The 25,770-nt window shown below is 37.1% G+C and carries 25 protein-coding genes and 1 other RNA gene; 21 read left to right on the forward strand and 5 right to left on the reverse strand.

The genetic code is table 11. The features are described from left to right. Positions 1–135: 135 nt before the first annotated feature. Positions 136–450 carry a DUF4286 family protein gene (locus tag J4Q03_RS11650; RefSeq protein ID WP_116012588.1) on the reverse strand — a complete coding sequence of 105 codons (315 nt, stop codon included), beginning with the start codon at positions 448–450 and terminating at the stop codon, positions 136–138. Positions 451–598: 148 nt separating this feature from the next. On the opposite strand from J4Q03_RS11650, the gene gyrA reads away from it, so the two are divergent. The 6 genes from gyrA to J4Q03_RS11680 all read left to right on the forward strand — a co-directional run bounded on the left by gyrA (position 599) and on the right by J4Q03_RS11680 (position 7,610). After that, positions 599–3,187, forward strand: a complete 2,589-nt coding sequence (gene gyrA, locus J4Q03_RS11655) for a DNA gyrase subunit A (RefSeq protein WP_426048344.1) — start codon at positions 599–601, stop codon at positions 3,185–3,187. Between the two features lie 28 nt (positions 3,188–3,215). Beyond that, positions 3,216–4,241 carry a tetratricopeptide repeat protein gene (locus J4Q03_RS11660; RefSeq protein WP_426048345.1) on the forward strand — a complete coding sequence of 342 codons (1,026 nt, stop codon included), beginning with the start codon at positions 3,216–3,218 and terminating at the stop codon, positions 4,239–4,241. Between the two features lie 157 nt (positions 4,242–4,398). After that, entirely contained in the window at positions 4,399–5,235 is an 837-nt protein-coding gene (locus J4Q03_RS11665; protein WP_040994924.1) for a 1,4-dihydroxy-2-naphthoyl-CoA synthase, read from the forward strand. Positions 5,236–5,327: 92 nt separating this feature from the next. After that, entirely contained in the window at positions 5,328–6,257 is a 930-nt protein-coding gene (gene menA / locus J4Q03_RS11670) for a 1,4-dihydroxy-2-naphthoate octaprenyltransferase (RefSeq protein ID WP_426048346.1), read from the forward strand. 11 nt (positions 6,258–6,268) lie between these two features. Continuing rightward, on the forward strand, positions 6,269–6,715 hold the full coding sequence (locus J4Q03_RS11675; protein ID WP_426048347.1) for an SRPBCC family protein: 447 nt from the start codon (positions 6,269–6,271) through the stop codon (positions 6,713–6,715). 208 nt (positions 6,716–6,923) lie between these two features. Beyond that, a complete protein-coding gene (locus J4Q03_RS11680; RefSeq protein ID WP_426048348.1) occupies positions 6,924–7,610 on the forward strand; it encodes a metal-dependent hydrolase in 687 nt (228 codons plus the stop codon). A gap of 104 nt (positions 7,611–7,714) precedes the next feature. Here J4Q03_RS11680 and ffs read toward each other — a convergent pair. Then, an RNA gene (gene ffs, locus J4Q03_RS11685) (signal recognition particle sRNA small type) lies at positions 7,715–7,812 on the reverse strand. A 130-nt stretch (positions 7,813–7,942) separates the two neighbouring features. Here ffs and J4Q03_RS11690 point away from each other — a divergent pair. The 11 genes from J4Q03_RS11690 to J4Q03_RS11740 all read left to right on the forward strand — a co-directional run bounded on the left by J4Q03_RS11690 (position 7,943) and on the right by J4Q03_RS11740 (position 18,287). Continuing rightward, the gene (locus J4Q03_RS11690) at positions 7,943–8,539 is read left to right on the forward strand and encodes a DUF4199 domain-containing protein (protein ID WP_426048349.1); all 597 of its coding nucleotides are present in this window, start codon (positions 7,943–7,945) and stop codon (positions 8,537–8,539) included. A gap of 16 nt (positions 8,540–8,555) precedes the next feature. Next, the gene (locus tag J4Q03_RS11695) at positions 8,556–9,506 is read left to right on the forward strand and encodes a glycosyltransferase family 2 protein (protein ID WP_426048350.1); all 951 of its coding nucleotides are present in this window, start codon (positions 8,556–8,558) and stop codon (positions 9,504–9,506) included. 349 nt (positions 9,507–9,855) lie between these two features. Beyond that, entirely contained in the window at positions 9,856–10,089 is a 234-nt protein-coding gene (locus J4Q03_RS11700) for a hypothetical protein (RefSeq protein ID WP_426048351.1), read from the forward strand. Between the two features lie 17 nt (positions 10,090–10,106). After that, positions 10,107–10,835 carry a DUF3667 domain-containing protein gene (locus J4Q03_RS11705; RefSeq protein ID WP_426048352.1) on the forward strand — a complete coding sequence of 243 codons (729 nt, stop codon included), beginning with the start codon at positions 10,107–10,109 and terminating at the stop codon, positions 10,833–10,835. Between the two features lie 7 nt (positions 10,836–10,842). Next, positions 10,843–11,544, forward strand: a complete 702-nt coding sequence (locus J4Q03_RS11710; RefSeq protein ID WP_426048353.1) for a GIN domain-containing protein — start codon at positions 10,843–10,845, stop codon at positions 11,542–11,544. Positions 11,545–11,684: 140 nt separating this feature from the next. Continuing rightward, complete coding sequence (locus J4Q03_RS11715; RefSeq protein WP_426048354.1) at positions 11,685–13,400, forward strand: phospho-sugar mutase; 1,716 nt, start codon at positions 11,685–11,687, stop codon at positions 13,398–13,400. A 17-nt stretch (positions 13,401–13,417) separates the two neighbouring features. After that, entirely contained in the window at positions 13,418–14,326 is a 909-nt protein-coding gene (locus tag J4Q03_RS11720) for a hypothetical protein (protein WP_426048355.1), read from the forward strand. Positions 14,327–14,346: 20 nt separating this feature from the next. Further along, positions 14,347–15,600 (forward strand): pyridoxal phosphate-dependent aminotransferase, encoded by a 1,254-nt coding sequence (locus tag J4Q03_RS11725; protein WP_426048356.1) that lies wholly within the window; start codon positions 14,347–14,349, stop codon positions 15,598–15,600. A gap of 589 nt (positions 15,601–16,189) precedes the next feature. Then, positions 16,190–16,912, forward strand: coding sequence for a 3-deoxy-manno-octulosonate cytidylyltransferase (gene kdsB, locus J4Q03_RS11730; protein ID WP_426048357.1), 723 nt, complete (start codon positions 16,190–16,192; stop codon positions 16,910–16,912). 87 nt (positions 16,913–16,999) lie between these two features. Beyond that, positions 17,000–17,662, forward strand: a complete 663-nt coding sequence (locus tag J4Q03_RS11735) for a histidine kinase (RefSeq protein WP_426048358.1) — start codon at positions 17,000–17,002, stop codon at positions 17,660–17,662. A 49-nt stretch (positions 17,663–17,711) separates the two neighbouring features. Then, positions 17,712–18,287, forward strand: a complete 576-nt coding sequence (locus tag J4Q03_RS11740) for a glutathione peroxidase (protein WP_426048359.1) — start codon at positions 17,712–17,714, stop codon at positions 18,285–18,287. Positions 18,288–18,405: 118 nt separating this feature from the next. On the opposite strand, the gene J4Q03_RS11745 is transcribed toward J4Q03_RS11740, so the two are convergent. Beyond that, the gene (locus J4Q03_RS11745; protein ID WP_426048360.1) at positions 18,406–19,062 is read right to left on the reverse strand and encodes an NAD(P)H-binding protein; all 657 of its coding nucleotides are present in this window, start codon (positions 19,060–19,062) and stop codon (positions 18,406–18,408) included. 100 nt (positions 19,063–19,162) lie between these two features. On the opposite strand from J4Q03_RS11745, the gene J4Q03_RS11750 reads away from it, so the two are divergent. Further along, positions 19,163–19,516: an MmcQ/YjbR family DNA-binding protein gene (locus J4Q03_RS11750; protein WP_426048361.1), complete on the forward strand. Its 354-nt coding sequence runs from the start codon at positions 19,163–19,165 to the stop codon at positions 19,514–19,516. Here J4Q03_RS11750 and J4Q03_RS11755 read toward each other — a convergent pair. Then, positions 19,513–20,433 carry a bifunctional riboflavin kinase/FAD synthetase gene (locus J4Q03_RS11755; protein WP_426048362.1) on the reverse strand — a complete coding sequence of 307 codons (921 nt, stop codon included), beginning with the start codon at positions 20,431–20,433 and terminating at the stop codon, positions 19,513–19,515. The two genes, J4Q03_RS11750 and J4Q03_RS11755, sit on opposite strands and share 4 nt — an antisense overlap. 206 nt (positions 20,434–20,639) lie before the next feature. Here J4Q03_RS11755 and atpD point away from each other — a divergent pair, with 206 nt between their 5' ends. The 3 genes from atpD (at position 20,640) to J4Q03_RS11770 (ending at position 23,415) form a co-directional block, all read left to right on the forward strand. Next, positions 20,640–22,148, forward strand: coding sequence for a F0F1 ATP synthase subunit beta (gene atpD / locus J4Q03_RS11760; RefSeq protein ID WP_426048363.1), 1,509 nt, complete (start codon positions 20,640–20,642; stop codon positions 22,146–22,148). A gap of 83 nt (positions 22,149–22,231) precedes the next feature. Next, complete coding sequence (locus tag J4Q03_RS11765; RefSeq protein ID WP_426048364.1) at positions 22,232–22,513, forward strand: FoF1 ATP synthase subunit delta/epsilon; 282 nt, start codon at positions 22,232–22,234, stop codon at positions 22,511–22,513. An 80-nt stretch (positions 22,514–22,593) separates the two neighbouring features. After that, positions 22,594–23,415: a hypothetical protein gene (locus tag J4Q03_RS11770; protein WP_426048365.1), complete on the forward strand. Its 822-nt coding sequence runs from the start codon at positions 22,594–22,596 to the stop codon at positions 23,413–23,415. A 77-nt stretch (positions 23,416–23,492) separates the two neighbouring features. Here J4Q03_RS11770 and J4Q03_RS11775 read toward each other — a convergent pair whose 3' ends face one another. Continuing rightward, positions 23,493–25,682, reverse strand: coding sequence for a B12-binding domain-containing radical SAM protein (locus J4Q03_RS11775; protein WP_426048366.1), 2,190 nt, complete (start codon positions 25,680–25,682; stop codon positions 23,493–23,495). Positions 25,683–25,770 lie beyond the last annotated feature (88 nt).

Here is a 25,770-nt window from a genome sequence, read left to right on the forward strand (position 1 = left end):
CTGCTTTTTACTAAAATATCAAAAAAATTCCTGAAAAAACAAATAACGGAAATCTAAACCTGAAAAATTGTAGATCGCAAACTTTGAGACACAAAAAAAGACTGCCCCTTTTGAGACAGCCTCTTTTCATTTTATTTAAAATCTCGATTTTTTAGGATTCAGAAATGTATTGAAAATCATTACTTCCGTTCCGAATTTTTTCTCAATTCTTTCCGAAATGTTCAGCATTTCACTTTTGATGAAATCTTCCCTCAGGTCATCATTGTCAAACATCAGAAGCAGATTATAATTCTTGCCTTCCTCAATATAATCGCTGTGTACTTCAGAAAGAATATATTTATTGACATCCATAAGGTTTTCCGCCATCAGCACCAATGTTTCATCAATATAATTTTCCCATTCTTCAATATTGTTTTTGGTACAGTGGAAAGTTATACTCAATAAGCTCATATTTTATGAATTTTTAAGATTTTGTGGATAAATTCTACCACAAAAATCGGTAAAAATTTCGTAAATTAGCCCGTTAATAAAAATTGGAAATAAATAATTTTCAGACGCACAGCTAAAGGTCTGACTGTCATTATAATAAAATTTGTTTATGCAAAAAGAAGGAGAAAGACTGATTCCTATCAACATTGTTGATGAAATGAAATCGTCTTATATCGATTATTCGATGTCGGTTATCGTTTCAAGAGCGTTGCCGGACGTAAGAGACGGCCTGAAACCCGTTCATAGAAGAGTACTTTACGGTATGTATGGATTAGGGGTTTTTTCTAATAGAAAATATTTAAAATCTGCAAGAATCGTTGGGGACGTTTTGGGTAAATATCACCCGCACGGAGATTCCTCAGTATATGATGCAATGGTGAGAATGGCTCAGGAATGGAGCTTGCGTTATCCCCAGGTAGATGGACAGGGTAACTTCGGTTCGATGGACGGAGATCCGCCAGCAGCAATGCGTTATACCGAGGCAAGACTGAAAAAAATCTCCGATGAGATTCTTTCAGATCTGGACAAGGAAACTGTTGATTTTCAGAATAACTTTGACGACAGTATGACGGAACCTACCGTTATGCCTACGAAAATTCCAACTCTATTAGTAAACGGTACATCAGGTATTGCTGTAGGTATGGCGACCAATATGGCGCCGCATAACCTTTCAGAATCTATTGATGCGATCACTGCTTATATCGATAACAGAGAAATCACCATCGATGAATTAATGCAGCACATCACAGCTCCGGATTTTCCTACAGGAGGAATTATCTATGGTTATGACGGGGTGAGAGACGCTTTCCATACAGGAAGAGGTAGAGTAGTGCTGAGAGCAAAGGTGAATTTCGAAGAAATCGGAAACAGAAATGCTATTATCGTTACTGAAGTTCCTTACCAGGTGAACAAGGCAGACATGATTGCCAGAACAGCGGAACTGGTAAAAGATGATAAAATTGTAGGGATTCATGAGATCAGAGACGAATCGGACAGAAACGGTCTGCGTGTCGTTTATGAATTGAAAAATGATGCCATCCCTAATGTTGTTTTAAACTTACTATATAAATATACAGCACTTCAGACTTCTTTCAGTGTTAATAACATCGCATTGGTTAAAGGAAGACCGGAACAGCTGAATTTAAAGGATATCATCCACCATTTCGTAGAGCACAGACATGAAGTGATAGTGAGAAGAACTCAGTATGAGCTTAAAAAAGCCAAAGAAAGAGCTCATATCCTGGAAGGTTTCATGAAAGTGATCGGGTCTCAGGATTCCTTAGACAGAGCGATCTCCATTATACGTCACAGTGCAAATCCTCAGGCTGCAAAAGAAGGTCTGATCGAAGCATTCGAACTTTCTGAAATTCAGGCTCAGGCTATTCTTGACCTTAGACTGGCACGTCTTACAGGAATGGAACTTGACAAGATTCGTGATGAATATGACGCGATCATGAAAGAAATCATGAATTTGGAAGATATCTTAGCGAATGAACCGAGAAGATTTGAGATCATCAAAGAAGAATTGCTTGAAATCAAAGAAAAATATGGTGATGAAAGAAGAACTGCCATTGACTTCTCAGGAGGAGAAATGTCTATCGAGGATATTATCCCGAACGAAGCGGTAGTTCTTACCATTTCACACGCAGGATACGTTAAGAGAACCTCACTTTCTGAATACAAAATTCAGAGCAGAGGCGGTGTAGGTAACAGGGCGGCAACCACAAGAGATGAAGATTTCCTTGAATATATTGTTTCCGCGACCAACCACCAATATATGTTGTTCTTCACAGAAAAAGGAAGATGTTACTGGCTGAGAGTATTTGAAATTCCTGAAGGTTCAAAAACATCCAAAGGAAGAGCAGTACAAAACCTGATCAACATTGAACAGGATGACAAGATCAAAGCATATATCAGAACCAATAACCTGAAAGATGCTGAATACGTAAATCAAATGAGCGTAGTGATGGTGACCAAGAACGGTACCATTAAGAAGACATCTCTTGAAGCGTACTCAAGACCTAGAGTTAATGGGGTTAACGCTATCGAGATCAGAGATAATGACCAGTTGTTGGGTGCATACCTTACCAACGGTACATCTCAGATTATGATTGCCACCAAAAACGGTAAATGTATCCGTTTCCCTGAAGAAAAAGTAAGAGAAGTGGGCAGAGGATCCATTGGGGTACGTGGTATCACTATGGACGATAATGATGAGGCAATTGGTATGATTGTTGTGAATGATGTAGAAAAAGAAACAGTTCTTGTGGTTTCCGAAAAAGGATACGGTAAAAGAACTGCTGTAGAAGACTACAGAATCACCAACAGAGGAGGAAAAGGAGTTATCACCCTGAACATTACCGAAAAAACAGGAAATCTGATCGCTATTCAGAACGTGACAGACGAAGACGGATTGATGATCATCAATAAGTCTGGTGTTGCCATCAGAATGAATATGGATGAAATGAGAGTGATGGGAAGAAATACCCAGGGAGTAAGAATGATCAACCTTAAGAAAAATGACGAAATTGCAGCCATTGCAAAAGTAGAAATGGATAAAGAGGTAGCAGAAGAAGATTCTGAAGAAAATGAAGAAGGAACAGGAATTGTAGCCAATAACCAGGAAAACAATACAGAACCACAGGCTGAAAAAGAAAACCCGGCCGGAGAAAATGAGAATTCTGATTCTGAAGAATAAAACGTACAATTAATATAATATAGTTATTATGAAGAAACTCATTTTAGGTATAGCCATCGTAGCTTCTGCTTTCGTTTTCGGTCAGAAGGGCGATGTGAATGCCAAGCTGCAGGAAGCGAACAAAGCTGCAATGGATGCATATAATGCAAAAAATTATACCGTTGCCGCGCCTAAGTTTTTAGAAGTTTATAACTTATTAAAAACCAATGGCCAGGATGATAAGATATATATGTATTATGCAGGGCTGAGCTATGCTTTGGCAAATAACAGCGCAGAATCCATCAAAATATATACAGATCTTGTAAATTCAGGTTTCACAGGGGTTCAGACAACGTATACTGCGAAAGAGAAAAAGTCTGGTCAGGTAGTGAATTTAGATAAAGCTACTTGGGATCTTATGAAAAAGAATGCTGATTATTCAGACTTCAAAACAGAGCAGACACCAAGTGTTGAGCCGGAACTGTATGAAACATTAACGACTTTGCTTATGAATGCAAAGAAACCTAATGAAGCATTGGTCATTATTGAAAAAGGATTGGCAAAATTCCCAAACAATGCTAAGCTTAAAGAAGCTCAGGCTACAGCTTACTATGATTCCGGGAATACAGAAAAATTCATCGGAGCACTTAAAGAACAGCTGGCTAAAAACCCTAACGATGCTACCAACTGGTACAATCTTGGAGTAATGCAGTCTAAAAATCCTGCAACAGTGGAAGATGCAATTGCGTCATTCAAGAAAGCTATTGAAGTTAAACCTGACTTTGATAACGCTTATCAGAACCTTGTTTATACAGTAATCGGAGACGATTCAAAAACTGTAGAGCAGATCAACGCCACAAGAAAGGAAAAGCCTGAAGAAGCCACTAAGCTTATCGATGCAAGAAGAGAAAGATTTACTAAGGCACTTCCATATGCTGAAGGATGGTACAAAGCTGCACCGGAAAATCTTGATGCCCTTACTGCATTGAAAGAGATCTATATCGTAACAAAAAATACAGATAAAATTAAAGATCTGAAAGCTAAGGAAGCTGAGCTTAAAGCAAAAGCAAAATAATAATTCCTTACTTGAATCATACATAAAACCGGAGCAGAAATGTTCCGGTTTTTGTTTTTTGATCTGAAATATGCCGTTATTTTTTACCTTGATTATCGTTAAATTTCACCCTGAAAATTCTTTGCAATTCCGTATCTTTGGGAAAAATTTTTATAAGATGATTGAGTGGAAAACCGCCAAAGAATACGAAGATATTACCTATAAAAAATGTAACGGGGTAGCAAGAATTGCTTTCAACAGACCGGAAGTAAGAAATGCCTTCAGACCCAAAACAACTTCAGAACTGTATGACGCTTTCTATGATGCTTATGAAGACTCTTCAATAGGAGTTGTCCTGCTTTCAGGAGAAGGACCAAGTGCCAAAGACGGTGGCTGGGCTTTTTGCAGCGGAGGCGACCAGAAAGCAAGAGGCCATCAGGGATATGTAGGTGAAGACGGAAGACACCGCCTGAATATTCTTGAAGTGCAGCGTCTGATCCGTTTCATGCCGAAAGTAGTGATCGCTGTTGTTCCCGGATGGGCAGTAGGAGGAGGACATTCGCTTCATGTGGTGTGTGATCTTACTTTAGCTAGTAAAGAACACGCTATTTTCAAACAGACCGATGCCGATGTAACGAGTTTCGACGGAGGATACGGATCTGCTTACCTGGCGAAAATGGTAGGTCAGAAAAAAGCCCGTGAAATATTCTTTTTAGGAAGAAATTATTCCGCTCAGGAAGCTTTGGATATGGGAATGGTGAATGCCGTGATCCCGCATGCAGAATTAGAAGATACAGCCTACGAATGGGCTCAGGAAATATTAGCAAAATCCCCGACTTCCATCAGAATGCTGAAATTTGCAATGAACCTGACAGATGACGGAATGGTCGGCCAGCAGGTATTTGCAGGAGAAGCGACCCGTTTGGCTTATATGACGGAAGAAGCTCAGGAAGGGAGAAATGCATTCCTTGAAAAAAGAAAACCGGACTTCGGAGAAAATCAGTGGATATCTTAAAATAAGAAGTTAGAGGTTAGAAATTAGATATTAGACTTTATACAGTTTTCTGAATCTACTTTTAACTTCTAATATCTAACATCTAAATATTTATGTCAGATTGGATAAAAGCCGCAAGGCTAAGAACTTTACCGCTTTCCTTAAGCGGAATTATAATGGGAGCCTTCATTGCAAAATGGAGACTTTATGGAGAAGGCGGAACATGGGACTGGAAAATTTTTGCTCTGGCACTTCTGGTAACTCTTCTGTACCAGGTCTTATCAAATTATGCCAATGATTATGGTGATGGTGTAAAGGGAACAGATGCCAAAAGAATAAATGAAGCTGAATCCAGAGCGGTAGCTTCCGGAAAAATTACAGCAAAACAAATGAAAAATGCCGTGATCCTTTTCTCAGCATTATCCTTTGTTGCCACAGTCGCCTTGTTGTATATTGCTTTTATTCCGGATTATATGAATGAATTCTATATTTTCATAGGATTGGGAGTAGCCTGTATTCTGGCAGCAATTGGCTATACAGTTGGGAAAAAACCTTATGGATACATGGGATTGGGAGACCTTTTCGTATTTATATTCTTTGGTTTGGTTTCAGTTTGCGGTAGCTATTTTCTGTTTACAAAAACTTTCAGCTGGGATATGCTGTTGCCCGGAACGGCAATAGGAATGATGAGCATGGCAGTTCTTAATCTCAACAATATGAGAGATATAGAAAGCGACAGGCTGTCGGGGAAAAACAGCTTTGCACTAAGGATAGGTTTCAAAAATGCAATGATTTATGAAATGGTCCTTTTACAGCTTCCTTTAGTCTTAATTCTTATATTTTTAGGATTAAATGGTTTCATACAGTCTCAAAACTATTACGTTTTCATTGTTATGATCCTGCTGATTCCATTCGCTAAGCTCAGAAGAAAAATAATGTCTGTAAAAGAACCTAAAGACTTGGACCCATTTTTAAAACAGGTGGGTATTCTTACATTTACAATGGCAGTTCTTACAGCAATTGGACTTAACTTTTTTAAATAATTACCATTACTATGAGTTCAGATACCTACGTTGAAGCTCAAATGCTTATCAGAAAACCGGTTGAAGATGTTTTTGAAGCATTTATCAACCCTGAAGTGACCACTCAATTCTGGTTTACAAAATCTACCGGGCAATTAGAGGAAGGCAAAACCATTACCTGGGAGTGGGAAATGTACGGCGTAAAATCTGAGGTAAAAGTTCACCAGATTGTTCCCGGACAGTTAATAAAAACAGAGTGGGGGAATCCTGCAGTACATGTAGATTATGAATTCAAAAAAATGGAGAAGGGAACTCTTGTTGTGATTAAAAGCTACGGATTCAGCCAGACGGGTGAAGAACTTTTAAAAGCTGTTAACGACAATACGGGAGGTTTTACAACAGTTCTCGATGGTTGCAAAGCCTATTTAGAACACGGAATTAATTTAAGATTGATTGAGGATAAATTTCCACAGAAATAATCTGACATAAACCTTGCTCTGTTAACACCTTTGCGAATTTAAAAACATTTAGTTTATTAAAATCTTAGCGCTCTTTGCGTTTAAATAAACACAAATAACACCAATGTTTACACAAATTTTCACTAATATTTTATAGTGTTATTCGTGAAAAATATTTGAGCTATTTGTGTTTAAATGTTTAAAAATTAATTAAAAAAATCAATTAAAAATGAAAATACAATTTTTAGGACAAAACTGTTTTTTGTTTACTTACAAAGACAAGACAATTCTAAGTGATCCTTTTTACAATTACAAAAAAGCGGAATCCGGGTTTGATATATCGGCTCAGAAGATCGATTATATCTTACTGACCCATGCTCACGGTGATCATATTGCCGATGTGGAAGAGGTTTTACAATTTCATCCTGATGCAACAGTGATTGGAGTTCCGGAAGTTTGTGGATATTTCAAAACGGCTAAAAATAAAGATGATGTGAACTTAGGAGGGTCGGCAAAAATCGACGATCTTAAAATTTCCATGGTACCGGCCCACCATACAAGTTCGTTTCCGGATGGAAGCTATGGAGGCGTTCCTGTAGGATATATTTTCAGACTTCCTGAAGGCAGGAACATCTATTTGGCTGGAGATACCGGAGTAATGGCTGATATGGAGCTTTTTCCAAGACTTTTCGGGAATATTGACCTGTCTATCCTTCCCATCGGAAGCCACTACACCATGTGTCCGAGAAAAGCATCTTTCGCAGCCGCAGAATTACTGAAGACTCCGAAAGTGATCGGATGCCACTTCGATACATTCCCTGCCATTGAGATCAATCATGAAAGTGCATTAAAGCATTTTGCTGATAAAAATGTAGAACTTGTTCTTCCTACATTAGGAGAGGAGTTTGAATTTTAAATAAAAATGAAGAGTAATCTGGAAATTAGAATAGAAATGTTGAAAAGTATAGAAACAAAAAAAGATAATCTTCCAATTACCTTACTTCAACTTAAACCAAAAAAAAATGGCAAGCTACCTAAATCACACCGCTACGACCAATTACCTTTGCTGTGTTCCCACCCTGGAGGGTTCTCAGGAGCTGGTTGTTTAGGACTTGCCGTTGCAAAGGTAGGAATAATTTATAAACTTCAAAACATAATTAAAGAAAATGAGTCGAAAAAATGCAGTAACAAAGCTAAACAGCTGGAATTTAGGGCAATAATTTTTCAACTTTTTCTAAAAAATCTAACATGACGAAAAGTCCATCAACATTAGGAATTATACTTTTTATCGCTACAATGATCATCTTTTTTGTAGCGTATTACTTTTTCTCGGGAATTAATTATTTTGATATTTCACTGAAGATCAACGCATTTGTTCTGCCTATTTTATATGCAGGAGGTGCCTTTTGGTCTGTAAAATCTTTCTGGAACAAAAATAGAGTGGTAAGTTTTAAAGATGCGTTCTCAAGGGCATTTGTTCCGATGTTTATCGGAGGTATTCTTTCTATCTTCAGCATTTACTCGTTCCTTAATTTCGTAGATCCCGATGCTAAAAAACTGCTTAACTACCAGTATGTGCAAAGACAGAAGACGGAATTGGATACTGAATATCAGTCTGCAAGAAAAATCATGAAACATCAGAAAGATATCGACGAATTAGATAAAAAATACAAAGAAAGGCTTCCAAGCTTTTCTCCCGAAGCCATTAAAGGAAAAGATATGCTTACGGCCAGTCATTTTTCAGGATATTTTGCAGCAATTCTTATATTTTACGTAGTTTTGTCAGTGTTTTTTGGAGCGTTTTTCAGAACAAGAACCGTGTACCAGGAAACAGAACAAGAATAATTTTTATTAAAATTAAATGAATTTATCTATAGTTATTCCGTTATTAAACGAAGAAGACTCTTTGGAAGAACTTTTTTCAAGGATTGATAACGTCTGTTATTCCAACAGTTTATCCTATGAAATCTGGTTTGTAGATGACGGAAGTACGGATCTGTCATGGAGTATCATCGAGAATATGAAAGTTCAGCATCCTCAGATCCACGCCATAAAATTTTCCAGAAATTATGGAAAGTCCCAGGCTCTTCATGCTGCTTTTGAACGAACGAACGGAGACGTGGTGATTACCATGGATGCTGATTTACAGGATTTTCCGGAAGAGATTCCTGAGCTTTACAAAATGGTGACTGAAGACAATTATGATATTGTTTCGGGCTGGAAAAAGAAACGTTTTGATAATGTAATGACGAAAAATGTTCCGTCAAAACTCTTCAATGCGGCGGCAAGAAAAGTATCAGGGGTTTATCTTCACGACTTCAACTGCGGGCTGAAAGCATATAAAAAGCAGGTGGTAAAATCAATCGATGTGTATGGAGATATGCACCGTTATATTCCTGTATTAGCTGCGAATGCAGGATTCAGAAGAATTACAGAAAAAGAAGTACAGCATCAGGCAAGACCTTACGGAACCTCAAAATTCGGGACCGAAAGATTTATCAGAGGTTTTCTTGATTTGGTAACCCTTTGGTTTGTAAGCCGTTTCGGGGGAAGGCCTATGCATTTCTTTGGGGCGGTAGGAACCGTTATGTTTATCGTCGGTTTTCTTTCTGCACTTTGGCTGGGCATTTCAAAACTGATTGATGTGGCAAGAGGAATTTACGGTCACCTGATCACTAATAATCCTTGGTTTTTTATCGCTCTGACGATGATGATTATGGGAACACTGCTTTTTATAGCCGGATTCTTAGGCGAAATGATCATCAGAACCAACAGGGAACATAAAAATTATAATATTGATGAAATAATTTAATACATTGTATATAATCATCAGCATATAAAATCCCCTGAAGAGTCAAACCTTCGGGGGATTTTTCATTAAAACCTGACACAAGTGAAAACTGCGCGTCTTTGTAAAGAACCAACAGATCCGGACATTAAACGTTTTACAGAAAACATTGTTATAGGGCCGTTTCTGAAGCCTTTTTTTATTTATATTTGTAATGTAATTTATAATATTGATAAAAAAGCATAATCAGCCGGTAACATTTATTTTTGTGTGCTTTTTTCTTTTTCTGTTTTATTCCTGTGGGCCGACAAGGCTTGTGGGATCTTGGGAATTCATCGAAATTTATGATGGAGTATTGACAAAAATTGATACATTGAAAGATAAAAAGAATAAGTCCAGATACGGAACAGGAACTCTCACTTTTCGTAAAGATGGCTTCTTTACCTCAATGGAAACAGAAGGAAATTATCAGAAGAAAGATAAAATTCTGAAAATGAAATATCCTGAACCGGATACTGTTGTGATGAATATTTCCTACCTGAATAAGAATTATCTGTTGCTGTCAACGGGGAAAAATTCCAAAACCTGGTTTTACCGGAAAAAATAAATATACAGATTTTCATAATGAACCTACAAAGCTGTCTGAACTGCGGTCATAAGATCTCCGGTGAGTTTTGCTCTCATTGCGGACAGAAAACAGATACCTCAAGAATTACTCCGCATTCCCTGGTCAGAAATGATATCCTGGGCTCGATCTGGCATATCGAAACAAGATTTTTCAATACGGTAAAAGATATTCTGCTCAAACCCGGAAAAACGGCAATGGAATATATTTCGGGGAAAAGAATCAGGTACTATAATTTTCTTTCACTGCTGCTGATTCTTTTCGGTTTCAATGTGTTAGGGTATCACTGGTATGAAAAATTTGCTTCCACAGAATCGCTGGCTGAAACTTCAGAAGTAAAAACTTTTTTTTCCAAATATTCCAAAACAATTCTTTTTGTGATTATTCCCATGTTGGCCATTAATGCATGGTTTATTTTCAAAAGAATAAAATTGAATATTGCTGAGCATTTTATCATTGCAACAGTAAGCCTGTTAGGAATTTTAATCATATTTTTGTTTAATGATATGGTAAGTCTTATCGGTTTGTGGAAACCCGCAGCGAAGATTTTCGGTATTTTAGACAAGGCTTCATTTGTTCTTTTCATTCTCTTTCCGGCAGTTACCTATTGGAATGCATTTAAAAAATCATACTCAAAACCAGGTCTGATTTGGAGAGTATCAGTACTTTATGTGCTGATGGGAATAGAAAGTCTTGCCATAATTACGGTTTTATATAGAATATTTTAATTTGAATATGAAAAAAATATTATACACATCCCTGCTTGTAGTGGCGGTTTCCTGTGGAAAAGTTTCTCCGAAAGGAAATATTGAAAGAAAAAATGTGGATGTTTCCGAATTTGTGAATTTGGACCTGGAAGGAAAATTCCGTGTATTTTATGCCAGAGGAGCTAAGAATTTTGTGGAAATTGAGACCTATCCCAATGTCGCCAATAATCTGGATGTAGATGTTAAAGACAAGACACTTGCTATCAAAGAAAAGAGAGGAACAAAAGGGGTAGATTTCTATAATGTGACCATCTATTCAAAATATAATCTTGAAAAAGTTTCAGTTGCAGATTCTGTAGAAATGAATATTTCAAGCGAAATTAAGACTGATAATTTTAGGCTTAATTTAAAAAATTATGCTACTTTTATGGGTTCAGTGAACACGAGAAGAGCAGAAGTAGAAATGCAGAACAGAAGTAGAGCCAACTTTTTGGGACTTACCAAAAATGCGGTGATAAAGATCTCAGATACAGCAAGTCTGATCGCACCTTACTGGAAAATAGATAACCTGAATATCGAGTCTAAAAACGGAAACTATGCAGAAGTTAATGTAAAAGATTCCTTAAAAGGACATATTCAGAATACGGCAAAATTTATCTACTATAATAACCCGATTCGTGCATTTAAAATTGATAAGGCGACTCGTGTTGAGAATAAGAAATTAGAGTAATAGGAGATGGAAGTATTCCTTAAATATCCCATATGCTTTCATAACAAAAAAGATAAATAATAAAACAAAGCAGAAAATATGAACTTGGACGTAGAATTCTTCCATCTTCAGACTTGCTGCTTCCAAACCTAAATACAAATATGACAACATTAGAAAAAGCGAAACTTTGGTTAAGTGATACATTCGATAAAGAGACAAGAGATGCCGTACAGGTATTGATTGACAGTAATTCTCCGGATCTGGAAGATTCTTTTTACAGAGAGCTTGAATTCGGGACAGGAGGAATGAGAGGTGTCATGGGAGTAGGAACCAACCGCTTGAATAAATATACATTAGGTCAGGCTACACAGGGATTGGCCAATTATATGCTTCAGCAGTTTAAAGGAGAGGAAATTAAAGTAGCGATTGCTTATGACGTTCGGCATAATTCAAAAGAATTCGGAAAACTGGTTGCTGATGTTTTAACAGCAAACGGAATTAAAGTACTTCTTTTTAAAGATCACAGACCCACTCCGGAATTGTCTTTTACTGTAAGAGATAAAAAATGTAACGGAGGAATTGTATTAACAGCATCTCACAACCCGCCTGAATATAACGGTTATAAGGTATACTGGAACGATGGTGCACAGATTGTTCCGCCACATGATGAAGCGATCATCAATGAAGTATATTCTGTGAAATTTGAAGAGATTAAATTCAACGGAAATGATGACCTGATCGAATGGATCGGAGAAGAGCAGGATGATGTGTATATCGATGCCTGTATTGAAAACTCAACTTATCAGAATGTAGGAAAAGAGAATTTAAATATTGTTTTTACTTCTATTCACGGAACTACGTATACAACGATTCCAAAAGCTTTGGAAAAAGCAGGATTCAAAAAAGTGGATCTTGTAAAAGAACAGATGATCCCGAGCGGTAATTTTACCACGGTAGAATCTCCGAATCCTGAAGAACCTGCAGCACTGGAAATGGCTATGGACCTGGCAAGAATTACCAATGCAGACATCGTTATCGGAACAGATCCGGATGGTGACAGATTAGGAATTGCCGTAAGAAACCTTGATGGTGAAATGCAGCTTCTGAACGGGAACCAGACCAATACTATCCTTACTTATTATATTTTAAATGAGTGGAGAAAACAGAATAGAATCACGGGAAAAGAATTTATTGGCTCAACGATCGTAACTTCAGATATTTTCTTTGATATTGCCCAAAAGTTTGGTGTTGACTGCAAAGTTGGCCTTACAGGATTCAAATGGATCGGAAAAATGATTCGCGAAGCAGAAGGAAGAGAAAAATTTATCTGCGGTGGTGAAGAAAGCTTCGGTTTCATGACCGGAGATTTTGTCCGCGATAAAGATTCATGCGGAAGTATCCTGGTTGCCTGTGAAATCGCTGCGTGGTGTAAAGCTAACGGAAGAACAATGTACCAATACATGATCGAGATTTACCAGGATCTGGGAATGTATTACGAGGGATTGGTGAACCTTGTGAGAAAAGGAAAAGAAGGCGCTGAAGAGATTCAGAATATGATGAAAAATTTCCGCGAAAATCCACCGAAAGAACTGGCGGGATCATTAGTGGAAGAAGTGAAGGATTTTAAAGAACAGACCAGTTTCTCCGTTTCAAAGAACGAAACCAAAGTAATGAATGACATTCCGAAATCGAATGTACTGATCTACTATACGCAGGACGGAACCAAGGTTTGTGTAAGACCTTCAGGAACAGAACCGAAAATTAAATTCTATATTTCTGTAAAAGATAATGTTACTTCTGAAGCTGATTTTAGAGACAAATTAAAATCATTAGAGGCAAAAATTGAGGACGTAAGAAAAGATTTGAGGTTAGATTAATGGCTGATCTGTAAAAGATGGTAAAAAAGACTTTAGCAGTTTGTATGCTTTCTGTACTTGTTTTTTCCTGTAAAAAAGAAGCTTCTAAAGTATCAGAACCGAGAATACCCAATGATTCAATTGCTAAAACAGAAATAAAAAAAGACCTGTTTAAGCCAATTGATACAGTATATTCTCCAGAAAATTCTACGGAGGATTATATGAAGGCACTTCATTATTATCAATCTAAAACAGAAAAAGAGATATCAGCAGGTAGTCCGGAACAGAATAATAAGGTATACGAAGATTACGTTGAAGTAAGGAGCAAATATACTGAAGGACTGAGCCGGCTGCATACCGATATTCTGGATAAATATGTTAATTATTATGACTCCGGCAGCGACAGCTATAAGTTTCCGGAAAATATAAAGAAACTTGCAGCTCAGTTTAAGAAAGAAGGGTTGGAGTTCAGGGAAGTAGGCGAAGGCTACACCGAAATCTGGTCTGTACCTGATCATTATTTTACCTTATTTAAAAATAAAGTAACTCCGGATTATAATGCCTATATTGCTCAGATGGCGATAGAAGCAAAAAATAATTATGCTGCAGATGCCGGATTAATCATCAGTTGGGAAGAATTAGGCGAAAGGCTGATATTTTGGGAAAATTTCATGAAGAAATATCCTGCAAGCCAACTCTTGAAAACAGTGAAGAAAGATTATAACAATTATCTGCATGATTATCTGTACGGAATGGACAATACCCCAACGTATGAAACGGCAGACGGAAAATTATACGATGAAAACAGGAATGAATATAAAAGGATTATAAAAAAATATCCTAATTCATATACTGCAAAAAGAGCTCAGGAATTTCTGAATCTTTTTGATGCTCAGCTGCCTGTGGATCAGATTCGTGAGAAAATGAACGTGGAAAACGATTATTAGTAAATTTAAATAAAAATAAAGTGAAAGTTTCAAAATTAGCGGCGAACCTGATTGGTTCTGAAATTGTAAAAATTGGTAATGAAGTAAATGATTTAAAAGCAAAAGGAGCGGAAATTGCCAATCTTACTATTGGTGACCTGAATTCTAATCTCTATCCCATTCCGGCACTGCTGAAGGAAGAGATTCAGAAGGCGTATCAGAATAATCTGACGAATTATCCGCCGGCCAACGGACTTTTATCTTTAAGAAAAGAAGTTTCCAAAGACCTGAAAAACAGATGGAACCTGGATTATTCACCGAACGATATTTTAATTACTGCCGGATCAAGACCGTTGATCTATGCCGTGTATAAAACAATCGTGGATGAAGGTGATAAAGTAGTATATCCTACACCATCATGGAACAACAACCATTATGCTTACCTTACTTCTGCAGACGCGGTAGAAGTGAAAACCACTCCTGAAAACAATTTCCTTCCTACAGCAGACGATCTGAGACCACACTTAGAGGGTGCCGTTCTTTTGGCACTGTGTTCACCACTGAATCCTACAGGAACAATGTTTACAAAAGAGCAGCTTTCAGCTATCTGCGAACTGGTTCTTGAAGAAAATAAAAAAAGAGGGGAAGATGAAAAGCCATTGTACCTGATGTATGACCAGATTTATTCTAATCTTACGTTCGGTGCGCAGCACGTAGATCCGGTTTCTCTTTTCCCTGAACTGAAAGAATATACCATTTATATCGACGGTATCTCCAAATGCCTTGCTGCAACGGGAGTGCGTGTAGGGTGGGGATTCGGTCCTGCTCATATTTTAGATAAAATGAAAGCCCTTTTAACACACGTTGGAGCCTGGGCACCGAAGCCTGAACAGGAAGCGACCGCGAAATTCTTTGAAAACCCTGACAATGTCAATGTTTTCGTTGAAGATTTCAAAGGAAAACTGGAAGAAAGCTTAAAAGTTCTTCACGGTGGAATCCAGGATTTAAAAGGAAAAGGATTGGCTGTAGAAAGTATAGAGCCCATGGGAGCGTTGTATCTTACGATCAGATTAGACTATATCGGAAAAACAAAACCGGACGGATCTGTTATTGAAAACTCTTCTGACTTGGTATTCTACCTGATTAATGATGCCGGAGTTGCTCTGGTTCCGTTCTCAGCATTCGGAGAAGCAAAATCTGAGCCTTGGTTCCGTGCTTCAGTAGGAGGTTTAGCGGTTGACGAGATCAAAGTAATGCTTCCAAAGCTTGAAAATGCTCTGAACGCTTTAAAATAATTGAATAAAATAAGCTTCGGCTACACTTAGCATGGCACAGTATAAATTAATAGTTAATATGACAAGTGTCACGCTGAGCGTAGTCGAAGCATTTTTTGAAAATAAGAAATAGGAAAATTTAGTTTTTATTAATGAAATTTCCAAAAAGGCCTTTTCTGAAAACCAAATTGTTGGGTTATTCAACATTAGGAATTATCTTTTTAGTGATTCTGAGTGTCTGGCTTTCAGGAAAGGATTCTCATAGATCTTTATTTCAGAACTCTGTTTTATCAACATCCATTTTGGCAAGTACTTTTTTCCTATTTATCAGTCTGGGGTTGTGTTTACCGTTATTTTGGTAGTACTTTTATATTTTCTAGGATTTTTGTTTTGGGGCAGCCGTTTTATTTTTTATAGCAATACTGTACTGGATTTTTTTTCGGGCTGTACGTCTGGTATTTAAAAATTCAGGAAAATGTAAAGGGAATTTACTGAAAAGTCTTACTTTCGGATTGTTTTATTCTTTTCTGTATATCTCCTGGATTTACGGAATTATCTTTTTAGCGAATTATATGACTCATAATTAATTAACTTATAACTTTAATAATAAATGAAAATCATAGCTGTTATTCCTGCCCGTTACGAAGCAAGCCGTTTTCCGGCAAAGCTGATGCAGATGTTAGGTGAAAAAACAGTGATCACGACTACCTATCAGAATGTTGCCGAGACAGGACTGTTTGATGAAGTATTTGTGGCTACAGATTCGGAAATTATTTTTGATGAAATTGTGAAAAATGGTGGAAAAGCCGTTATGACCGGACAGCATGAAACCGGAAGTGACCGTATTGCGGAGGCCGTGCAGAACATCGATTGTGATATTGTGATCAATGTGCAGGGCGATGAACCTTTTCTGAAATTAGAGCCTCTAAGGCAGCTTATCGACGTTTTTAAGGACGACGTTAATCAGGAAATTTCTCTGGCTTCATTAAAAATCAGACTAACGGAAAAAGAAGAAATTGAAAACCCGAATAATGTGAAAGTTATTACCGATAATAACGGATTTGCCCTCTATTTCAGCCGTTCCGTGATTCCTTTTCACCGGGAAGTTTCTTATAATATAAATTACTACAAACATATTGGCGTGTATGCTTTCAGAAAGCATGCCTTGCTTCAGTTCTCCAAACTGGAAATGAAGCCTCTTGAAATATCAGAAAAAATTGAATGCATCCGTTATCTTGAATATGGAATGAAAATCAAGCTGATAGAAACCAATTTCATCGGAGTAGGAATAGACACACCTGAAGATTTGGAGAAAGCCAGAAAATTAATTTGAAAAGCTGTAAACAGATAAGTCCGTCCGGCTTTTCACTTTCTTTGCTTTTTCGCCCAATTCCCCTTATATTTGAAATAAATAAGATTAATGAAGAAATTATTTTTAGTATTCGTACTGATACTTTCGCAGTTGTCTTTTGCACAGACCGCAAAAGAAATTATAGACAAAAATATAGAACTGTCCGGAGGATTAACGAATTGGAAGCTCTTGAATTCAGTACTGCTGCAGGGAAAAGTGATCTTAGGAATCAAAGATGAATACCCTATAAAAATTTACCAGCAGCGTCCCAATCTTACCAAAACGGTGATCAGCATCGGTGGAAAAGAAACGGCAATTGAAGGCTTTGACGGAACTAAAGGATATGCAATGAATTATGCAGCCAATAAACTTCAGGTATACCCTGAATATGTATCTGAAAGCTTTGATAATGATTTCATTGACTGGGAAAATAAAGGTTTTGATGCCAAATACCTGGGAAAAGAAAAAGTAGGTGAGATCTATTGCCACAAAGTGGAGCTTACCAAAAATGTCAATAAGAACATCTATTATTTTGATGTAAAAACGTATATGCTTTTAAAAGAAATCAAGAAAGATGAAACGTTGGTATATGCGGATTATAAGAAAGTAGGAAACCTTTCAATGCCTTTTAGGATTGAATCTTCAAGTACTAAAAAGGATGGAGACTTCGTTATGATCTTAAACAGGATAGACGCTAATAAAGTTTTCCCTGCCAATACATTTAGATTTTAATCGAAAGAAAAAATAATTACGGCAAAACTGCCAACTAAAATTGATAAGAATGAAAAATATTTTCTTATGGCTGCTTTCTTTTGTAGCATTTTTACAGAGCTGTACCAATCAGAAAAGTGAAATTTCTCAAGCTAAAACCAAAGAACTTATGGGAAAAACAATATATGATTTCAAAGTTGAAAGCCTTGACGGCAAAGAGATCAACTTTGCAGATTTTAAAGGAAAAAAGATCCTTATTGTCAACACAGCATCAGAATGCGGGTTTACACCACAGTATGCAGATCTGGAGAAAGTGTATGAAGAATACAAAGACAAACTGGTTATTGTAGGATTTCCTGCCAATAATTTTGGAGGTCAGGAGCCAGGAACCAATACCGAGATCGGCGCTTTCTGCCAGAAAAATTACGGAGTAACTTTTCCTTTGGCAGCTAAAGTTTCTGTAAAAGGCGATGATACAGCTCCTATCTTTAAATACTTAACGGAAAAAGATTTAAACGGGGTAAAAAATACCACCATCCTTTGGAACTTTACAAAATTCCTGATCGATGAAAACGGAAAATTAATTGATACCTTCATAAGTACTACAAAGCCTACTGACGATGCTATCACAAAGCATTTGAAGTAAGATAAATTATAAATAACGCTTCGGCTACGCTCAGCGTGACAGCTTAGAAAAATACAGATAGTATTAGAAATGTCACGCTGAGCGGAGCTGAAGCGTTTATAATTCAAGCTGTCTGCTTCTAGTCGTTGCTTTTCTCAGCAAAACAGAAAATATTTCCAAGCTTAATACTGGAATATCCATTGCTCTTTATTTTGGAAGAATTGATCATAGCTTTAGCTAAAACATCTGTAGGCAACGGTTTCTGACTTTCCAGCAGCCCCAACTTATTGGCGAATTTTATAATTCTGCTGCCCAGAACCTCTCCGGTTCTTTCAGAGTCTTTTCTTTCCAGCATTCCGGGTTTGAAAATAGTGATCTTATTGAAATGAAGCTGCTTCACCGCTTCTTCCAGTTCACCTTTCATTTTGGAATAAAAAATTTTAGATGTTGGGTTTGCTCCATAAGCCGAAACCAGTATATAATCTTCCACGTCATTCTCCTTTGCCGCTTTAGCAAATTCATACTGATAATCGAAATCTACTTTTCTTTGGGCTTCCTTACTTCCGGCATCCTTCAGCGTCGTTCCTAAGCATGAAAATGCAATGTCACCCTTCACTTTATCTTTCCATTCTTCCGGTTTTTCAAAATTAACCACATGAACTTTCAGCTTATCATTTTGGATATCCACAGGTTTTCTTACAAAGATATCGACTTCCTCAAACTCTTTGTCGTTGAGCAGCTGTTTCACCAGATCCTTTCCTGTAGCGCCCGTTGCGCCGATGACCAAAGCTTTCATAATAGTTGTGATTTAATATAGATGGTATTTTCTTTCTTAAATTTACTACATTTGAAATTAATATCAATGATCATTAATCACTTATCATTTATAAAAATTCATGGATGCCAACGAAATTCTAGACTATTGTCTTGCCAAAAAAGGAGTTACAGAAACTTTTCCTTTTGATAACGAAACACTTGTGATGAAAGTAGGAACAAAAATGTTTTTATTAATGGGCCTTGAAAGACAGCCATTGGGAATCAACGTAAAAACCGATCCTGAATGGAGTGCAGAGCTTCGTGAACAGCATCCGCAGATCTCAGGTGCATTTCACATGAATAAAACCCATTGGAATTCCGTGCAGTTGGATGGTTTAAAAAGGGATCTTATCTATAAATTAATAGATCAGTCTTATGAATTGGTTTTTAATTCATTAACGAAAAAAGCGAAAGAAGAGATTATAAATAGTTAGAATTGAAACTCCTGGGTCAGCCTTTTATCTTCATCCAATCTTTCAATCAGTTTCTCAAGACCTTCAAATTTAATCTCGTCATGAAGGAAATCTCTGAATCTTACCGTGATCTTTTCATCATAAATATCACCATCAAAATCAAGGATATAGACTTCAACGGTTAATTTTTCTCCGTTTACAGTAGGATTGGTACCAATGCTGAGCATTCCTTTATACTGCTGGCCTTTTACTTCAGTTTCTACAATATAAGCTCCTTTTTTAGGGAGAAGCTTAATAGATTCAGCATCAATATTGGCAGTGGGATAGCCGATTGTTCTTCCAATCTTTTCCCCGTGAACAACCGTTCCGGAAACAGAGTAGGAGTAACCGAGCATTTCATTGGCTTCCTTAATATTTCCTGTCAGAAGAGCATTGCGTACTTTAGTGGAGCTGATATTATTTTCGTGGATATTGATTGCTTCCATCTGCTCAACAACAAAATCCAGTTCTTTGGAAAGCTTTTGAAGGAGCTCGAAATTTCCGCTTTTATTTTTTCCGAATGAATGGTCGTAGCCTATGATAAGGTATTTTACATTCAGTTTGTCAATAAGGATCTGACGTACAAACTCTTCCCCGGTAAGGTTTCTGAATTCTTCATCAAATTCTTTCAGGAATAAATGATTGATTCCGTATTTTTCGATCAGCTGTTTTTTTTCATCCAGTGTATTCAGAAGCTTGAGATCTTCATTCGGATTAAAAACAAAACGCGGATGCGGCCAAAAAGTAAGAATAGCTGTTTCCAGATTATTCTCTGTACCTACATTAATCAGTTCATCGATAATACTTTTGTGCCCGAGATGTACTCCGTCAAACATTCCTAAAGATAATGCTAAAGGCTTTTGGGAGGAATAATCTTTAAAATTCTTGAAAACTTTCAAAACGGAAAAAATTTGACTGCAAATATATACATAATGTAACAATGTATCAATATAACAATGTACCAATATTTTTTGCGGAGAAATAATTGCTAGACTGGTAAATTGTTATATTGGTACATTAACAAAAAAGTATGATAAAAATCTTTTTTTTACCAATTGTAGGTTTATGAAGAATCATTATATTTGCACCAAGAAAAAATTTAGCAATGGCAAACCAAATTAAAGGTAAAATTTCTCAAATTATTGGTCCGGTAATCGACGTTGTCTTCTCAGATGTGGAAGCAATTCCAAGTATCTATGACGCGTTAGAAATTACAAAGGAAAACGGTGAAAAAGTAGTCTTAGAAGTAGAGCAGCATATTGGTGAAGATACAGTAAGATGTATTGCAATGGATGCTACAGACGGTCTTCAAAGAGGGCAGGAAGTAATCGGATACGGAAATCCTATTACAATGCCAATTGGTGAAGCCGTGAACGGAAGACTATTCAACGTTGTTGGGGATGCTATCGACGGACTTCAAAATATTTCTAAAGAAGGTGGTCTGCCAATTCACAGACCAGCTCCAAAATTTGATCAACTTTCAACTTCTGCAGAAGTTTTATTTACAGGTATTAAAGTAATCGACCTTATCGAGCCTTACGCAAAAGGAGGTAAGATTGGATTGTTCGGTGGTGCCGGTGTAGGTAAAACAGTATTGATTCAGGAGTTGATTAACAATATTGCAAAAGGGCACGGAGGTCTTTCAGTTTTTGCCGGAGTAGGTGAAAGAACGAGAGAAGGAAATGACCTTTTGAGAGAGATGCTTGAATCAGGAATTATCAAGTATGGTGATGATTTCATGCACTCTATGGAAAACGGAGGTTGGGATCTTTCCAAAGTAGATATGGAAGCTATGAAAGATTCTAAAGCTGCATTCGTTTTCGGACAGATGAACGAGCCGCCAGGTGCAAGAGCTAGAGTAGCACTTTCTGGTCTTACATTGGCTGAGTACTACAGAGACGGTGGTGAAAGCGGACAAGGTAGAGACGTACTTTTCTTCGTAGACAACATCTTCCGTTTTACACAGGCTGGTTCTGAGGTATCTGCACTTCTTGGGCGTATGCCTTCAGCGGTAGGTTACCAACCGACTCTTGCTTCTGAAATGGGTGCAATGCAGGAAAGAATTACTTCTACTAAAAACGGTTCAATTACTTCAGTACAGGCGGTTTACGTACCTGCGGATGACTTAACTGACCCGGCTCCTGCAACTACGTTTGCTCACTTGGATGCAACTACGGTACTAGACAGAAAAATTGCTTCATTAGGTATTTATCCAGCAGTAGATCCATTGGCTTCTACGTCAAGAATCCTTGCTCCGGAAATTATCGGTGAAGAACATTATAACTGTGCTCAGAGAGTAAAAGAAATTCTTCAGAGATACAAAGCGCTTCAGGATATCATCGCGATTCTTGGTATGGAAGAACTTTCTGAAGAAGATAAATCAGTAGTTTACCGTGCAAGAAAAGTTCAGAGATTCTTATCTCAGCCTTTCCACGTAGCTGAACAGTTTACAGGTATTCCGGGATCATTGGTAGATATCAAAGATACCATCAAAGGATTCAACATGATTATGGATGGTGAACTAGACCATTTACCGGAAGCTGCTTTCAACTTGAAAGGAACTATCGAGGAAGCTATCGAGGCTGGACAAAAAATGTTAGCTGAAAACGCTTAACTAGATAAATAGAATAAAGAAAAAAGAACAAAGACACTGTCTCTTTCTTTTTTCTTTTCTCTTTTCTCTTTAATCTAAGAAATATGAATATAAAAATTTTAACACCAGAATACGTAGTTTTTGAAGGAGAAGTAAACTCAGTATTGTTGCCGGGAAAAAGTGGAGAATTCCATATTATGAAAAATCACGCAGCAATTGTTTCTTCTTTGATCGGAGGTAAAGTAAAGCTTTTCACATCTTCAGTAGGTGAGGCTTATGCTAAAAACTTTACTAAAGAAAATGAGAAAGACTCTGTTTTTTCTTACCCTATCAAAAGCGGTGTTGTAGAATTTAATCATGATAAAGGAATTATCCTTTGTGAATAATTAAATGAAAAGCTAAATATATTTTCAAGAAAGTGTAACTTTGGTTACACTTTTTTTATGTTGTGTAAAAGTCTGATTTTATGAAGAAAAGTACAATCATATTCTTTACCGTTCTCGGGATCCTGTGTAATGCCCAAAATTTTAAAACCAAAAGAGGTATCATAAGCCTTGATGGTACTCATGTTGCCAAGATTTCAAACAAATCCAGCATCTATACATTCATGGACCTGAATGAAACCCCGATGTATACTATAGAATTTATAGATAAGAGTATAGTGGATTCTGTAAGAGACAGTTATATAAAACTGAACAGGGTCTACAACAGGGATAAAACAATAGAATTGGATTATATTTCTCCGTCAGCATTTTCCGGAGAGGAGAGGTCGGCAGTATATACTTCTATAAAAGGCCTTAAAATCATTGATAACAAAGGGATCAACATTAAAAATCTGGATGATATTTTTAAAAATATTCCCAAAAGGAAGCTGGATACCAAAACTAAAGATGCCTATACTACCAGAAGTAAAATTGATAAACTGAACATTGAAGTCAATAAAGTAGGCGAGATTATTAGTAACGGCATTCCCGTTGGATATTTCACCAACCTTCCGGTAAGTTTTGGTTCTGAGGATACTATTACTGACAAAACCTTCATAGATATCGAGGTCTATGACGCCAAGAGTAAATATATCGGAAAATATATTACCACTACAAAACAGATCAAAACAGCTAACGGAAAAATTTTTACCATTTACAGGGAAATGTCCGGCAGAGCTTCTCTGTTAAAATTTCCTACTTATAAAGCCATTGCAGAAAGAATGGCAATTATGGATCCGAGCTTTATTAAAGTTCAGGAAAAAGTAATTGTTGGTGATGTGGTGAAAGGAAATGCTGAAAAATAAAGATGATGTTATCTTTGAATACTCATAAAAATCCCGGAGATATAATTTTCCGGGATTTTTTTATTTTTTTTTAAAGATTACAGACTTAAAATTACTCCGTTTTCCTTAAGCTGCTGCATAGGTTTTGAGAACCAGAATAATTCAAAATCTTCAAAATTTTCTTCAAACTGACTCTTAAGTTGTTGAGCTGTAACTTTTTTCGGATTTTCTATAGAATTTTCTTTCAGTACATTCATCAGCCATTCCGCTTTATCCTGTTCCAGATCTACCTTTATAATATTGGTTTTTAAGTGGAACGTAAGAAGTGTATACGCACCAGAGTATTTCTTTTTATTTTTTATGCGATTCTCAGCGATTACATTTTTGGTCAAAAAAACAACCTTTGAGTTGCCTTTAAAGCCAAGCTGGGTATCATCCAGAAGACAGTCATGAATATAGTCAGGATGAACTGTTGTTTTCGGAATTTTAAAATCGAACCATTCCTGAAGCGGAAACTCAAAATTAATTCCGTGCATATAATTGAAAAGTGATTTTTTTAATCCAAAGCTGAACCGGCTGTGATCGATTCCGGTTTTGTCTTTAAAATCAATATCATTATTGGCAAACAGAATTTCCTGCTTCAGAGGGGTTACTCCAAATTCCTCAGGATTAATCCCGACAGGCGAATGCGCTGTCATGGCAAACTGATGCCAAAAAGCACTTTGAAGAATTCCCATTTCAAACATCTGCCTTACCATTTCCAAAGAGTCCACTGTTTCCTGGACCGTCTGAGTAGGGTAGCCATACATCAGGTAAGCATGAATCATAATTCCGGCTTCGGTAAAATTTCTTGTTACCTTTGCCACCTGTTCCACAGAAATACCTTTATCTATCAATTGCAACAACCGGTCACTGGCCACTTCCAGTCCTCCGGAAACGGCAACGCATCCCGAAAGTTTTAACAGATAGCATAAATCACGGGTAAAGCTTTTCTCAAACCGGATATTAGTCCACCAGGTCACTACAAGATTTCTGCGAAGAATTTCCAGAGCAACTTCCCGCATCAATGCCGGAGGGGCAGCTTCATCCACAAAATGAAATCCCGTTTCGCCCGTTGTCTTGATGAGTTCCTCCATTCTGTCCACTAAAATTTTAGCAGAAATAGGTTCGTATATTTTGATATAGTCTAAAGAAATATCGCAGAACGTACATTTTCCCCAGTAGCAGCCGTGGGCCATAGTCAGCTTATTCCATCTGCCATCACTCCATAAACTGTGCATTGGGTTGGCAATTTCAATTACTGAAATATACTGGTCCAGTTTTAAATCTGTATAATCCGGTGTACCGATATCTGCCTGTTTATAATCGTGTCTTTTAGAATTGTTTTTATAAGTAACTTTTTGGTTTTCAAGTAGAAATGTTCTTTTATATTCAGCCGTTTCTTCTGAAATATGTAAGCTGTTGTAAAGAAGCTCGAGAGGAAGTTCACCATCGTCAAGGGTGATAAAATCAAAAAATTCAAAGACCCTCTGATCTTTTACTTCCCGCAATTCCGTATTGGGGAAACCTCCGCCCATCGCAGTTTTGATGTGAGGGTAATTTTTTTTTATGAACTGAGCACATTTGAATCCGGCATACAGATTTCCTGGAAACGGGATTGAAAAGCACACCAGTTTTGGCTTCACCAGTTCTAGCTTTTCCTGAAGAATTTTAAGGGTAAAGCTGTCAATAAATGTTTGGTTATTGGATAGCTTTGAATACAGCTCATCAAAAGAATTGGCACTTTTTCCGAGACGTTCCGCATATCGGCTGAACCCGAAATCCGAATCAATATTTTCAATAATATAATCCGAAAGATCTTCTAAATATAGGGTAGCAAGATGCTTGGCCTTATCCTGAAGTCCCATATTTCCAAATGCAAAATCCATATCATCCAGTTGGTTGAAACGGGAAGCCTCAGGAAGGAAATTCATGCTGCAGATCTGTCTGGCCAGCGTAGGGGTTTTCCCCTGCAGAAAAGGAATAACCTGATCTATTGTTCTTAAATATTCTTCCCGTAATGCAAAGATTCGCTGTGAATTCTCGGAGATTTCCTGAAGGTTGATTGTTGTGCTGAAAATTTTCTCAAGTCCGTTTTTTGAAAATAATTCCAAAATAACATCAAGTCCCAGATCGGCCTGATAGCTGGAAATATTTTTGGTATTCAGAAAGCCTTTTATATAAGCTGTTGCCGGATAAGGAGTATTAAGCTGGGTAAAAGGCGGAGTAATGAGAAGAAGATCTTTCAACAGAAAATTTTTGCAAAGTTATTTTAAATTCATCTAAAATGAAAAATCTAGGCAGGAAAGTTTAAGAGTATTTTTTTAATTCTTTAAA

The organism is Chryseobacterium sp. NFX27 (assembly GCF_049887855.1).
GTDB lineage: Bacteria > Bacteroidota > Bacteroidia > Flavobacteriales > Weeksellaceae > Chryseobacterium.

Bases quoted from the DNA above. Each gene is read 5' to 3' on its own strand.
- J4Q03_RS11660 (WP_426048345.1), top strand. From the start codon at position 3,216: ATGAAGAAACTCATTTTAGGTATAGCCATCGTAGCTTCTGCTTTCGTT.
- J4Q03_RS11690 (WP_426048349.1), top strand. From the start codon at position 7,943: ATGACGAAAAGTCCATCAACATTAGGAATTATACTTTTTATCGCTACA.
- J4Q03_RS11770 (WP_426048365.1), top strand. From the start codon at position 22,594: ATGAAGAAAAGTACAATCATATTCTTTACCGTTCTCGGGATCCTGTGT.
- gyrA (WP_426048344.1), top strand. From the start codon at position 599: ATGCAAAAAGAAGGAGAAAGACTGATTCCTATCAACATTGTTGATGAA.
- J4Q03_RS11710 (WP_426048353.1), top strand. From the start codon at position 10,843: ATGAAAAAAATATTATACACATCCCTGCTTGTAGTGGCGGTTTCCTGT.
- J4Q03_RS11680 (WP_426048348.1), top strand. From the start codon at position 6,924: ATGAAAATACAATTTTTAGGACAAAACTGTTTTTTGTTTACTTACAAA.
- atpD (WP_426048363.1), top strand. From the start codon at position 20,640: ATGGCAAACCAAATTAAAGGTAAAATTTCTCAAATTATTGGTCCGGTA.
- J4Q03_RS11735 (WP_426048358.1), top strand. From the start codon at position 17,000: ATGAAGAAATTATTTTTAGTATTCGTACTGATACTTTCGCAGTTGTCT.
- J4Q03_RS11705 (WP_426048352.1), top strand. From the start codon at position 10,107: ATGAACCTACAAAGCTGTCTGAACTGCGGTCATAAGATCTCCGGTGAG.
- J4Q03_RS11695 (WP_426048350.1), top strand. From the start codon at position 8,556: ATGAATTTATCTATAGTTATTCCGTTATTAAACGAAGAAGACTCTTTG.
- J4Q03_RS11740 (WP_426048359.1), top strand. From the start codon at position 17,712: ATGAAAAATATTTTCTTATGGCTGCTTTCTTTTGTAGCATTTTTACAG.
- kdsB (WP_426048357.1), top strand. From the start codon at position 16,190: ATGAAAATCATAGCTGTTATTCCTGCCCGTTACGAAGCAAGCCGTTTT.
- J4Q03_RS11675 (WP_426048347.1), top strand. From the start codon at position 6,269: ATGAGTTCAGATACCTACGTTGAAGCTCAAATGCTTATCAGAAAACCG.
- menA (WP_426048346.1), top strand. From the start codon at position 5,328: ATGTCAGATTGGATAAAAGCCGCAAGGCTAAGAACTTTACCGCTTTCC.
- J4Q03_RS11745 (WP_426048360.1), bottom strand. From the start codon at position 19,062: ATGAAAGCTTTGGTCATCGGCGCAACGGGCGCTACAGGAAAGGATCTG.
- J4Q03_RS11650 (WP_116012588.1), bottom strand. From the start codon at position 450: ATGAGCTTATTGAGTATAACTTTCCACTGTACCAAAAACAATATTGAA.
- J4Q03_RS11665 (WP_040994924.1), top strand. From the start codon at position 4,399: ATGATTGAGTGGAAAACCGCCAAAGAATACGAAGATATTACCTATAAA.
- J4Q03_RS11715 (WP_426048354.1), top strand. From the start codon at position 11,685: ATGACAACATTAGAAAAAGCGAAACTTTGGTTAAGTGATACATTCGAT.
- J4Q03_RS11720 (WP_426048355.1), top strand. From the start codon at position 13,418: ATGGTAAAAAAGACTTTAGCAGTTTGTATGCTTTCTGTACTTGTTTTT.
- J4Q03_RS11750 (WP_426048361.1), top strand. From the start codon at position 19,163: ATGGATGCCAACGAAATTCTAGACTATTGTCTTGCCAAAAAAGGAGTT.
- J4Q03_RS11765 (WP_426048364.1), top strand. From the start codon at position 22,232: ATGAATATAAAAATTTTAACACCAGAATACGTAGTTTTTGAAGGAGAA.